This is a genomic window from Corynebacterium rouxii, from assembly GCF_902702935.1.
Taxonomy (GTDB): domain Bacteria; phylum Actinomycetota; class Actinomycetes; order Mycobacteriales; family Mycobacteriaceae; genus Corynebacterium; species Corynebacterium rouxii.
Genome location: NZ_LR738855.1, coordinates 759,786 through 772,241 on the forward strand (window position 1 = coordinate 759,786; position 12,456 = coordinate 772,241).

General features: G+C 55.6%; 9 protein-coding genes. 3 read left to right on the plus strand and 6 right to left on the minus strand.

The window, feature by feature from the left end; translation table 11 throughout:
* Window position 1: 1 nt before the first annotated feature.
* The 3 genes from CIP100161_RS03935 to CIP100161_RS03945 all read right to left on the minus strand — a co-directional run bounded on the left by CIP100161_RS03935 (window position 2) and on the right by CIP100161_RS03945 (window position 2,171).
* Window positions 2–505, minus strand: coding sequence for a dihydrofolate reductase (locus tag CIP100161_RS03935; protein WP_155872055.1), 504 nt, complete (start codon window positions 503–505; stop codon window positions 2–4).
* Window positions 505–1,317 (minus strand): thymidylate synthase, encoded by an 813-nt coding sequence (locus tag CIP100161_RS03940; RefSeq protein ID WP_155874520.1) that lies wholly within the window; start codon window positions 1,315–1,317, stop codon window positions 505–507. Before CIP100161_RS03940 ends, CIP100161_RS03935 begins: the two co-directional genes overlap by 1 nt.
* A 95-nt stretch (window positions 1,318–1,412) precedes the next feature.
* Complete coding sequence (locus CIP100161_RS03945; protein WP_155872057.1) at window positions 1,413–2,171, minus strand: 3'(2'),5'-bisphosphate nucleotidase CysQ; 759 nt, start codon at window positions 2,169–2,171, stop codon at window positions 1,413–1,415.
* 38 nt (window positions 2,172–2,209) lie between these two features.
* Here CIP100161_RS03945 and CIP100161_RS03950 point away from each other — a divergent pair, with 38 nt between their 5' ends.
* Window positions 2,210–7,027, plus strand: coding sequence for an ATP-dependent helicase (locus tag CIP100161_RS03950; RefSeq protein ID WP_155874521.1), 4,818 nt, complete (start codon window positions 2,210–2,212; stop codon window positions 7,025–7,027).
* Here the strand turns inward: CIP100161_RS03950 and CIP100161_RS03955 are convergent.
* A complete protein-coding gene (locus tag CIP100161_RS03955) occupies window positions 7,024–7,644 on the minus strand; it encodes a mismatch-specific DNA-glycosylase (RefSeq protein ID WP_155872059.1) in 621 nt (206 codons plus the stop codon). The genes CIP100161_RS03950 and CIP100161_RS03955 overlap by 4 nt on opposite strands.
* 51 nt (window positions 7,645–7,695) lie before the next feature.
* Here CIP100161_RS03955 and CIP100161_RS03960 point away from each other — a divergent pair, with 51 nt between their 5' ends.
* A complete protein-coding gene (locus CIP100161_RS03960; protein ID WP_155872061.1) occupies window positions 7,696–8,502 on the plus strand; it encodes a DNA-formamidopyrimidine glycosylase family protein in 807 nt (268 codons plus the stop codon).
* Here CIP100161_RS03960 and CIP100161_RS03965 read toward each other — a convergent pair.
* Window positions 8,485–10,110 (minus strand): aspartate:alanine exchanger family transporter, encoded by a 1,626-nt coding sequence (locus CIP100161_RS03965; protein WP_174775786.1) that lies wholly within the window; start codon window positions 10,108–10,110, stop codon window positions 8,485–8,487. The two genes, CIP100161_RS03960 and CIP100161_RS03965, sit on opposite strands and share 18 nt — an antisense overlap.
* A gap of 113 nt (window positions 10,111–10,223) precedes the next feature.
* Here CIP100161_RS03965 and CIP100161_RS03970 point away from each other — a divergent pair, with 113 nt between their 5' ends.
* Entirely contained in the window at window positions 10,224–10,637 is a 414-nt protein-coding gene (locus CIP100161_RS03970) for a YccF domain-containing protein (protein ID WP_155872065.1), read from the plus strand.
* Window positions 10,638–10,721: 84 nt separating this feature from the next.
* Here the strand turns inward: CIP100161_RS03970 and pgi are convergent, their stop codons facing one another.
* Window positions 10,722–12,365, minus strand: coding sequence for a glucose-6-phosphate isomerase (pgi, locus tag CIP100161_RS03975; protein ID WP_155872067.1), 1,644 nt, complete (start codon window positions 12,363–12,365; stop codon window positions 10,722–10,724).
* Window positions 12,366–12,456: the final 91 nt, after the last annotated feature.

Consider the following 12,456-nt stretch of genomic DNA (forward strand, 5'->3'; position numbering starts at 1 on the left):
TTTAACGCCTGCGCAACCTTTGGAACTTATAGCGGGCCGGAGTACCCAGCACGGTCCCAGTGGCAGATTGGTGCCATGGGGATTCCTCAACAACCTCAAAGCTATCGTCGAGGGCTGGTGCATATACTGCTGCGTCGCCGAGTACGGGAGCGAGGGTGGCGTCGATAAGCGTGACTACTACCTCGTCTACCAGCGGTAGTGTGCTTGCGTAGACGGCGCCGCCGCCCATGATCCATGCATCGCAGTCGAGCTCGGGGATCGCAGTGACGACCTCGGCACCCGTGCTCCACGCGCCGGGTGCTCGGGAGGAGAGCACAAAGTTATGACGCCCTGGCAGCGGGCGGAAGCGTTCTGGAATCGTCGTCCACGTGGTACGTCCCATAATTACGGGTGCGCCCAAAGTGGTGGCCTTGAAATAAGCGAGGTCTTCTGGAACGTGCCAAGGCATGTCGTTGCCGTCGCCAATCACCCCATCAGTGGACTGGGCCCAAATAGCGCGCAGCATTACACTGCTACCTCGCCGCGAATTGCAGGGTGGGGATCGTAGCCCTCGATGGTGAAATCGTCGAAGTCGTAGTCGAAGATCGAGGAGGCTTTTCGTAATTTCAACTGTGGATATGGGCGAGGCTCACGTGAGAGCTGGGTGAGAACCTGCTCGCGGTGGTTGTCGTAGATATGGCAGTCGCCGCCAGTCCAAATGAACTCGCTGACCTCGAGGCCTGCTTGTTGCGCGAGCATATGCGTGAGCGCGGAGTAGGAGGCGATGTTAAACGGAACACCTAAGAACATGTCTGCACTGCGCTGGTAGAGCTGGCAGCTCAACTTTCCATCGGCAACATAGAGCTGGAACAACAAGTGACACGGTGGAAGCGCCATATTGTTGAGCTCTGCTACGTTCCACGCCGAGACGATATTGCGTCGGGAGTCCGGATTGTTTTTGAGCATGTCTAATGCTTGTGCAATCTGGTCCACATGCTGTCCATCGGGTGTAGGCCAGCTGCGCCATTGAACACCATAAACAGGTCCCAGTTCGCCTTTTTCGGAAGCCCATTCATCCCAAATGTGAATGTTGCGTTCTTGGAGCCAACGAACATTGGAGGAGCCTTGCAGGAACCAGAGCAGTTCTCCGATAACACCTTTCCAATACACCTTCTTGGTGGTGATTAGAGGGAAGGATTCGGAGAGATCAAAACGCATCTGTTGGCCAAAAAGGCTGGTCGTACCGGTGCCGGTACGGTCGTCTTTATGGGAGCCCTGTTCAAGGATTGTGCGAAGAAGGTCTTCATACGGGGTTTTTATGGTGGTGCTGGTGCTCATATTCACAATCAAGTCGATAGCGGGCAAAGAAATTCCGGTGGGAAACCTCCAGTGTTTAATGCGAGAGGTTCCCCGCCGGGTACAAACAAAAACGATTAGTAGGAGCCGTTTTCCTCACGGAAAGCTGCAGCCATGGCGAGGATGTCGTCGGCAAGCTCGGGGCGGCAGATCAATACATCTGGAAGATACGTGTCTTTGTTGTTGTAGTTCAACGGGGTGCCGTCGAGACGCGAACAGTGCAGACCTGCGGCGATGCTAACGCCGACTGGGGCAGCGGAGTCCCATTCGTACTGTCCACCTGCGTGAATGTAAGCATCGTAGTCGCCTAACAATACGTGCATGGCCTTCGCTCCTGCGGATCCCATGGGTTCTGCTGCAAAGCCTAGGGATTCCGCGATGTAGGTGGCTACCGCTGGTGGGCGGTTATGGGAGATAGCGATCTTCTTGGCGTAGGGGCCGCCTACTGCGCGAACCTCGGAGGAATGGAATACTACGCCGAGGTCGGGGAGGTTAACGGCGGCGTGGGTGGGTACGCCATTTTCTACAAGTGCGATGTGAACAGCCCAGTCCTGACGGCCGGTGGCAAACTCTTTGGTGCCATCGAGGGGGTCGATAATCCATACGCGGTCTTTACCGAGGCGTTCTGGGTTATCGGCTGCTTCTTCGGAGAGGAAGCCGTCGTCGGGGCGGTGCTGCTCGAGTACGCGGGCGATCCAGTTTTGTGCGAGGTCGTCGCCGGCTTCGCCGAGTTCGCGTCCGCGGAGGAGGCCCACATTGCGCACTCCTTTGAGAATCTCGCCGGTGCCTTCGGCTAGTCGCTTGGTAAGTGTTGCATCGTCAAACTGAGCAGTCATGAGTCCCTAGTGTAGTGGAAATCAATGAGCGATCTGTTGTGTGTGAGACGTGTTTAATAGTGATTATGGATTCCTCGCATGATTTCAGCCTTGCGGATACTTTCGCTCTCCAAGTAGCAACCTGGTTTAGCGATGTGTTTGCCCAGCCTACGGTGGTGCAGCGCCAAGCGTGGACGGCTATTTCGGCGGGGGAGAACGCGTTAGTTGTAGCCCCCACAGGTTCGGGTAAAACGCTTGCAGCCTTTTTATGGGCACTGAACGAGCTTGTTCAAGGCACGGGGCAAACGGCGTTGCTTAGCAGGCAAGCTGCAGGATCTGAGCAAGCCGAGGCATCACGTGCCAAGGGGGTCAAGGTTGTTTATATTTCTCCGTTGAAGGCATTGGGTGTGGATGTGGAAAATAATCTGCGTGCGCCGCTTACGGGGATTAATCAGGTGGCGGCTCGCTTAGGTATTGATCAAAGCGATATTACCGTGGGTGTGCGCTCTGGAGACACCCCTGCGAGCGAGCGCAGCAAACAGGTACGTAATCCGCCGGATATTTTGATTACCACGCCGGAGTCTTTGTATTTGATGCTGACGTCTAAAGCCCGTTCCATCCTCACCGCCGTAGACACAGTGATTGTGGATGAAATCCACGCGATGGCGGGCACAAAACGCGGGGTGCATTTGGCATTGAGTCTAGAACGCCTTGAGCGCCTGGCTTTGCAACCAGTGCAACGAATTGGGCTTTCTGCAACCGTGCGCCCCCTCGACGTAGTGGCGAGGTTTTTAGGCGGGGATCGCCCTGTGGAGATTATCAATCCGCCGCTGGAGAAGAAGTGGCAGCTAGCGGTACACGTTCCTGTCGATGACATGAGCGATTTGCCCACGCCCGAACCGGTAAGCGAGATCGGGGAAGCCACAATCGACGATCCGTTGGGGTTGACCACCCAACCTGAAGGTTTTGCCGAATCCGCGCTTCCCACGCAGGGCTCCATTTGGCCGTTTATCGAGCAAGACGTCTTCGATGAGGTGATGCAGCACCGTTCTACCTTGGTTTTTGTTAACTCCAGACGGACTGCGGAACGCCTGACCAGCAGGCTTAATGAGCTGTATGCGCAGCGTTTCCAACCTGAGGAGTTATCGCCTGCGTTACGACGCCCACCTGCGCAGCTGATGAAAAGCACCGATATCGCCGGCGAAGCCACAGCGATAATTGCTCGTGCACATCACGGATCGGTGTCTAAAGACGAGCGCGCCTTTACCGAGAAAATGTTGAAGCAAGGTGAGTTGCGCGCTGTGGTGTCGACCAGTTCACTGGAGCTAGGTATTGACATGGGGGCAGTAGATAAGGTGATTCAAGTTGAATCGCCCCCTTCGGTAGCCTCGGGGCTCCAACGCGTGGGGCGTGCCGGTCACGTGGTGGGCGCGGTATCGCATGGTTCGTTTTACCCGAAACATCGCGCAGATCTTGTCCAAACCACCGTTACCATAGGCCGGATGGCCGAGGGGCTTATCGAGGAACTCCACGTTCCTACCAATGCCCTTGATGTGTTGGTTCAGCACACGGTCGCTGCGGTAGCCATGGAAGATCTTGATGTTGAAGATTGGTACGCAACGGTGGTGCGGGCCTATCCATACCGTGATCTTCCCCGTGAGGCTTTCGACGCGGCAATTGATCTCACCGCAGGGGTGTATCCGTCCACGGACTTTGCTGAGCTTCGTCCGAAGGTCATCTACGACCGCATTACCGGAATGCTGAGTGCACGCCCCGGCGCGCAGCGTACTGCGGTTATTAATGGTGGAACGATTCCTGACCGCGGCATGTTTGGTGTGTTTTTGGTCGGTAGCGGTGAATCTGGTGTGCCTCGCAGGGTGGGTGAGCTTGATGAGGAGATGGTGTATGAGTCCAGGGTGGGGGACGTGTTTACGTTGGGGGCGTCGAGTTGGCGTATTGAGGAGATTAATAAGGATCAGGTTCTGGTTACGCCTGCGCCGGGACATACGGGTAGGTTGCCGTTTTGGACGGGAGATCAGGCGGGGCGTCCGGCTGAGTTGGGTAAGGCGTTGGGGGCTTTTCGACGCGCCCTAGTCTCTAATCCCAGTGTGGTTGAGGGCATGGGGCTGGACGTTCGTGCGCGGTCGAATGTGGTGGCGTTTATTCAGCAACAGCAAGAGGCCACGGGAGTAGTACCTGACGAGGTGACGTTGGTGCTAGAACGCTTTCGGGATGAGTTAGGTGATTGGCGGGTGGTGTTGCATTCGCCGTATGGCAGGGGTGTGAACGCTGCGTGGGCGCTGGTGGCTGGTGCGGCATTTTCACAGCGTACTGGTATGGATGCGCAGCCGGTGGCCTCTGATGATGGCATTGTGTTGCGGGTTCCGGAGTCCGATGCAGAACCTAGTGCGGATCTGTTTGAGATTGATCCGGACACGGTTGAAGAGTTAGTGGCCCAGCAGGTGGGAAACTCTGCGCTTTTCGCAGCGCGGTTTAGGGAATGTGCGGCGCGGGCGTTGTTGTTGCCTAGTCGTTCGCCAGGCAAGCGTGCTCCGTTGTGGCAGCAGCGTCAGCGTGCTGCGCAGTTGTTGGATGTGGCGCGAAAGTACCCGAGTTTTCCTATCGTGTTGGAAACTGTGCGGGAATGTTTGCACGATGTTTATGATCTCGATGCGTTGGTGGAGCTAGCTGCTGCATTGAAGCTGCGTAAGGTGCGTATTGCTGAGGTGACGACGCAGCAGCCGAGTCCGTTTGCTACGTCTATTTTGTTTAGTTACACGGGCGCTTTTATGTATGAGGGCGATAGCCCGCTGGCGGAAAAGCGTGCAGCTGCGTTGGCGTTGGATCCATCATTGTTGGCCAAATTGTTGGGCACGGTGGAGCTGCGGGATTTGTTGGATCCGGCGATTATTGCTGAGGTGGATCAGGACATGCGGCGGCGTTCGCAGCGGCGGCGTGCGCATACTGCTGAGCAGTTGGTTGATGCATTGCGGATGTTAGGCCCGGTGCCAGTTGCCGAGGTTCCTGCGATCTGCGATGTTGAGGTTGCTGGTGCGGTAGAGCAGCTTGGGCGCAGAGTCATGGAGGTACGTATTGCTGGGGTGGCGCATTTTGCGTTGGCTGATGATGCTGCGTTGCTTCGGGATGCGCTAGGTGTGCCGGTTCCGCCGGGAATACCAGCACAGGTAGATACGATTACTGATGCGGTGGCACAGTTGGTAACTCGTTGGGCTAGGGCACGCGGGCCGTTTGTGCTCGCAGATGTTCAAAGTGCCTTCGGGCTGGCCGCTGGGGTGGCACATGGGGTCGTCGATACGCTGCACAAGAGCGGTGTGGTGACGATGGGGCGTTTTCGGGCTGGTGTTGACCAATCGGAGTATGTGGCACCTGAGGTTTTAAAGATCATTCGACAGCGTTCGTTGGCGGCGGCGCGAGCGGAAACCCAGCCTGTATCGCAGTCGGCGTTGGGCCGGTTTTTGCCACAGTGGCAGCAGGTTGCTCCAATGGGGCAACAGCCGCAACTGCGCGGTGCTGATGGGGTGTTTGCTGTGGTAGAGCAGCTCGCCGGTGTGCGGCTACCGGCATCGGCTTGGGAGACGATGGTGCTGCCACAGCGGGTAAGCGGCTATCAGCCAAGTGACCTCGATGAGCTGACTGCAAACGGGGAGGTGGCAGTCATTGGCGCGGGTAGCGCTGGTAGCTCTGATCCGTGGGTCATGCTCGTCCCCACCGATTATGCAGCCCAGCTTATTGATGCCCCAGATGTAGAGACTTTAAGCCCTATCCAGCAGCAGATCATGGAGATCTTAAGCAACGGTGGTGGCTATTTGATAAGCAGCATCCGCGATCAGATTCTTGGCAGTGATACAGAGGTGCGCTCCGCTATCTGGGAGCTTTTTGAGCTGGGGATGATAAGCCCAGATGGCATGGCACCGATACGTGCGCGGCTTAGCACTGGCAACGGGGCAAGCTCCGCGCATCGTGCGAAGCGCACGCCCGCACGCGGTCGTTTGCGCATGGGGCGTACTCGTTTTGCACAGTCGCAGCAATCGGGGATCGCCGCCGATATGGTGGGGCGGTGGTCGCTAACCGTCCCCGCTGATACCGATGCAACTGCACGCTCCGTTGCCCACGGCGAAGCATGGTTAGATCGCTATGGGGTGGTCACTCGTGGCAGCGTGGTCGCAGAAAACACCCTAGGTGGATTCGCCTTGGCGTACAAGGTGCTTTCTCGTTTTGAGGAAGCCGGCAAAGCCATGCGTGGTTACCTCATCGATGGTTTAGGGGCTGCCCAGTTTTCTACGCCGGTGGTCATCGATCGCTTGCGCGGACTAGGAGATAGCGATGATGTGACAGGTTGGCCATCGGGTACCACCGATCCTGAGGTGTATGTTCTTGCCGCAGCTGATCCCGCGAATCCTTACGGGGCAGCGTTGCCGTGGCCGGAATCAGGGCCCACCCGAGCTGCGGGCAGCATCGTCGTGCTTATCGACGGCCTCCTCATCGCGCACCTGACTCGCGGCGGGCGCACGCTTACCCTATTCGATCTTCCTACCGGGATCGACTACGCCACGGCAATGCCGATTGTTGTCAACGCATTATCTGAAGCAATAGCGCGCAACATGATGAAACGCATCGTGGTGGAAAAGATTAACGGCGAACAGGTGTTTCAGTCGCAATGGGGTGAGATCTTACGTGCTGCTGGAGCTCATATTGTGCCTCAAGGCATCCGCATATCTGCGTCAGCACAAGCAACGCAGGCTTCTCATCGGCGAGGCCGTAGGCTAAGCCAAGCACTGAACGAGCTAGATGCGCCGACAGATCACGACGACCCCGTATCGCGCCGGGGCGGATTCCGATCGGGTGGGTGGCGTTAGATATAGGTCTGTGCGCTATCGTCCCAGACTTCGCGCCAGCGCTGGGCGAGCGTGTCTACAGTTTCATGGGCATTGAGGCCGCTGGGTTGCGGGACGACCCACAACGCCACATCATCAGGCCAGCCGGCAATGCTGGTCGGGTCCTGTTTGCCGAGCATCGCCTTACGGAGTCGGAACCCGGCGCGGAAGGCAGTAATACCTACTACCACTACCACGCGCGGGCGCAGAGTGTTGGCAAGGTGAATGACCCGCTGGGCGCCGTCGATAAGCTCGTGTGTGGTGAGTTCGTCGGCGCGGGCGGTAGCGCGTGGTACGAGATTTGTCATCCCTATGCCAAGGCGTGCCAAGTGTTGTTCTTGCTTATCGCTCATGCCGAGTGAAACGTCAAAGCGTGGTGTGACAATGCCTGCGCGGTCAAGTGATGGCCAAAAACGATTACCGGGATGTGCAAAGGGGGCGTCAACGGCGGCTGTCCATAATCCGGGGTTTACACCAACGATGAGTAATCGCAGATCAGAATCGGGAATTCGATCCGATACCGTGGCGTTGGCAAACTGTGCGAGCTGATCGCGGGTAGGCTTGGCCCCGCCCAATGGGGAAGGATGTGCTGTACTCATACCTACCCGTTGTACCCCATATCAAGAAAAAGGCAGCGTGATACCGACCCCATGCCCGAAGGCGATTCCGTATTTCAACTCGCTCGGCGACTCAGCTTTATGCAAGGCCGCACCGTCACATACACGAGCCTTCGAGTGCCGGCCTATGCCACTGTACGTTTCGACGGTCGCACCATCACACGCGTATGGCCCTACGGCAAACACCTTTTTATGGGGATCGGTTCGGACGTCCTGCACACGCATCTCAAAATGGAAGGCGCGTGGGCAGTACATAGGGCGGGGGATCGGTGGCGAAAACCCGGCCATACCGCACGTGTGGTTCTCCACCTCGACGACGCCCCGAACGCTCCCATCGAAGTAGTCGGCCACGAACTCGGATTCGTGCGCGTATTCCCAGAGCACGAATACTCACAGCGAATCGCCCACCTTGGTCCGGATGTCCTCGCCAAATCCTGGCCTACCCGTGGGGAAGCAGAAGCAAGAAAACGCCTTCTTAGCCAACCCGAACGTGCCATCGGCTTGGCGTTGCTTGATCAAAAAGTACTAGCAGGTGTGGGAAACGAATACCGCGCCGAAATCTGCTTTATTTGTGGAATCCACCCCGCGACCCGAATCAAAGACGTTGATATTGACCAAGTGCTCTCAGTCACCCGACGCCTCATGTGGGCCAACCGGCTTTCCCCGATACGCGTTACCACGGGTATTCGTCGTCCAGGTGAAACCAGCTACGTTTTTGGCCGCAGCCACAAACCATGCAGACGCTGCGGCACCCTCATACGTAAAAGCACGCTTGTCGACGACCCCACCACCGAACTCGAAAGAATCATCTGGTGGTGCCCGCTATGTCAAAGCGAATAGTACAACCTGTGCCGCAATAATCTTGACAATCATCGCTAATGGGTACACAGACGTATAGCCCAAAGCCGGCAAATCGTTTTTCGTCATTGCAGAAACATAAGACAACACAGCAGGGTGTGTTTGAATACCCGCAAGCATGCCCGCTGTCTGTCCGAACGGGATCTTCATCACCTTATAGCCTACAACCAGCACAAAGATTGCCAATGTCAAGGTGATGATGGTGCCAACGGCAATGATGGTCAACGACGCAGGATCTGATAGCGATGCGCGGAAACTAGCACCCGCAGTGGTGCCAATAGCCGCAAGAAACAGCGTGATTCCTAGTTGCCGCAGTGCCAAGTTTGCCCCGTAAGGAACCTGCCACACGAAACGCCCAGAACGCCCTACCGCTCCAAGAACAAGCGCCACCACGAGTGGGCCGCCAGCACTTCCCAACGATAAGGCGGCACCGCCTGGAAGCGGCACCTCAATCATGCCCACAATCAAACCAAGAGCAAGGCCCGCAACCAGAGGAAACAGGTTGAAATCCGACAGCCTGCGATAAGAATCGCCAAAGAGGGCAGTAACAGACTTCATTCGATCATGCGCAGCAACCACACGGACACGGTCGCCAAGCTGAAGAACGGTCTCTGGGGTAGCTACATGATCATGGTCGCCACGGCGCACACGTGTAATCAGAATTCCCGACAACCGCGGCCGCAGCTTAGCCAGCGGAATACCCACCAAGTCTTGGTTAGAAACGAAAATGCGACGATAATCCAAATCATGCCCATGGAACGGATCGCCAGGGACCAAATCACCCAACACATGGGCTGCTTTGTCTAATTCCTCAGCAGTACCCACTACCGACAACACGTCTCCCACATGAATACGAGAAGAAGCAGTAGGAAGAGTCTGCTGACCATCGCGCTCAATGCGAGAAACGATAATCTCTAGCCCTAGCGTGTGGTGGATATCAATCACAAGATCCGAGCCAGCAACAACATGATTCACCTTAATTTGTCGGGTGAACAAATCCTCAACAGCAATACCTGCGTCGTGAGCTTCTTGAACGTGATCGATACGAAACCACTTTGCACACAACCCAATCGCTGCGATAACCCCCAATACGCCGATGGGGTAGGCCAGCGAATACGCAACCAACGGCAACGATTCCACCTCGTGCACCTTGTTTGCGTCCTCAAAGATGCTCGGTAAGGAGTCCACCACCGCGGCCATAGCCGGTGTATTTGTTACCGCACCAGTAAACAACCCAGAAGCAGTAACCCCGTTGAGATTTACCAGCGAAAACAAGCCAATGGACAACCCAGTAACAAGCGTCAACGTGGCGATAGCGAGCAGATTCTGCTTAATGCCCTGAGACTTAAATAGTGCGAAAAAGGCGTGACCTGATTCTAAACCGATGGAGTACACAAAAATAGACAAGCCCAATATGTACACCAAGTGGGGGATGTGAATATCTGGCTCCACAGCGGCAAAACCAACGCCTGTAAATAACACAGCTGCTACGCCGAGGCTAAAACCTCGAATCTTAATCTGACCGATTGCTAATCCAACCGCCATGATGACAAAAAGCGTCAACAGCGGGTTTGTCACGAAGATATCCACAATGTCGATCGTGCCAGAAAATGAAAACATATTGGTAATAAATGTCAATGTGGCCAAAACGGGGGTAGCACCCCGTGGGGAAACACCCGCAACGGTCCATTAGGGTGAAGGCTATGAAAACAATTCTCAACCTGATTTGGTTGATCACTGGCGGAATTTGGCTTGCTCTCGGATACATATTGGCTGGTGTGGTGGCCTGTGCACTGATCATTACGATCCCCATAGGAGTAGCAAGCTTCAGAATGGCCAACTATGCGCTGTGGCCATTCGGTCGCACCGTTATTGAAGAAGCCGGCGGCGGATCTGCCCTCAACGCCGTCAGCAACGTGGTGTGGTTTGTTATTGCAGGCTTCTGGCTCGCACTCGGCCACCTCACAACCGCATTCGCACAAGCAATCACCATCATCGGTATTCCACTCGCGATCGCGAACCTGAAGATGATTCCTGTGACATGCTTCCCCTTTGGAAAACGCATCGTCGACTCCAACGCCATCCCGTTTGGCTACCGTCTTATGAGCTCTATGTAGCTCCAGAAACCACAAAGGACCCTCACACAAGCACATCAATAATGCTTGTGTGAGGGTCCTTTATTTTAGGGATCTAATGCTGTCCTAGCCGCGATGGGTGCGGTACCAAGAGATCAAAGCATCGGTGGAACTATCGCCAGAATCCACAGTGACCTCACCGGCAACAGCTGGGGCCAGATCATTAGCCTGTTGCTTGCCAAGCTCAACGCCCCACTGATCGAAGGAGTTGATGTCCCAGATCACGCCTTCTACAAACACAATGTGCTCGTAGAGAGCAATCAATGCGCCGAGAGCAAAAGGTGTGAGTTCCTCAGCCATGATGGTGGTGGTAGGACGGTTACCTGGCATGACTTTGTGGGCTACCAATTTTGGAGCAACGCCTTCTGCAGCAATTTCTTCAGCAGTCTTACCAAAAGCCAAGACCTTGGTTTGTGCGAAGAAGTTGCTCATCAGTAGATCATGCATGGAGCCTTCGCCGCTGGCAGTAGGAAGGTCTTCCTTCGGGCGTGCAAAACCAATGAAGTCTGCAGGAATAAGCTTGGTGCCTTGGTGAATCAGCTGGAAGAACGCGTGCTGGCCGTTGGTGCCAGGCTCGCCCCAGTAGATCTCACCGGTGTCGGTGGTCACAGCGCTACCATCATGGCGAACAGACTTGCCATTGGACTCCATGGTCAGCTGCTGCAGGTAAGCGGGGAAGCGGCCCAAGTCTTGTGAGTATGGCAAAACTGCGTGGGTTTCTGCACCAAAGAAATCGTTGTAGAAGACGTTGAGCATACCCATGAGTACAGGGACGTTGGACTCGAACTCGGCGGTGCGGAAGTGTTCATCCATGGCGCGGAAGCCGTCGAGGAAACGCATGAAGTCCATAGGGCCGATAACAGACATCAGTGACAAGCCAATAGCGGAGTCTACGGAGTAACGACCGCCCACCCAATTCCAGAACCCGAACATGTTCTTGGTGTCGATACCAAACTCTGCGACCTTTTCCGCGTTCGTCGAAACAGCAACGAAGTGCTTAGCAACAGCAGACTCATCGCCACCGGCGGCCGCAACCAGCCAGCGCTTTGCCGCGTGGGCATTAGCCAGAGTCTCTTGGGTGGTAAAGGTCTTGGATGCGACGACGAAAAGTGTGGACTCCGGATCGAGCTCATCGAGAACCGCATGCATATCAGCTGGGTCGACGTTGGAAACAAACTTCGCGTTGATACCGGCGGTTGCATAAGTACGCAACGCCTTCGTTGCCATCGCGGGGCCTAAGTCAGAACCACCGATACCGATGTTCACAATGGTCTTGATGGTGTGATTGGAGTAACCACGCCAAGAGCCATTACGCAAAGACGTAGCAAAGTCGCGCATACGGCCGAGTACCTCGTGCACATCTGCGGCAACATCTTGACCATCAACGCTAAGCTCTGCATCGACTGCAAGGCGAAGTGCGGTGTGAAGCACAGCGCGGTCTTCGGTGTTGTTAATGTGCTCACCATCAAACATGGCCTTGATTTTTTCGCGCATACCAGAGGCCTTAGCCAGCTCAGTAAACGCAGCCACGGTGTCGGCGTCGATCAAGTTTTTGGACAAGTCGACATGAAGACCTGCTGCCTCGAAGCTCAACTCCTGCGCACGGTTGGGGTTGCTAGCAAACAAATCACGAAGAGTGGTTGCCTTCATGGCGCTGTAGCGCTCAGAGAGCGTAGCCCATGGCTCAGTGGTCGTAACATCGAAGGACATTGCATTGCTCCATTTCTGTTGGTTTATGCGAGTTTGTGCCCAGATAGTGTGGCAATTGCTCAATTCCCACGGTATCGAAAATACGCCTGTC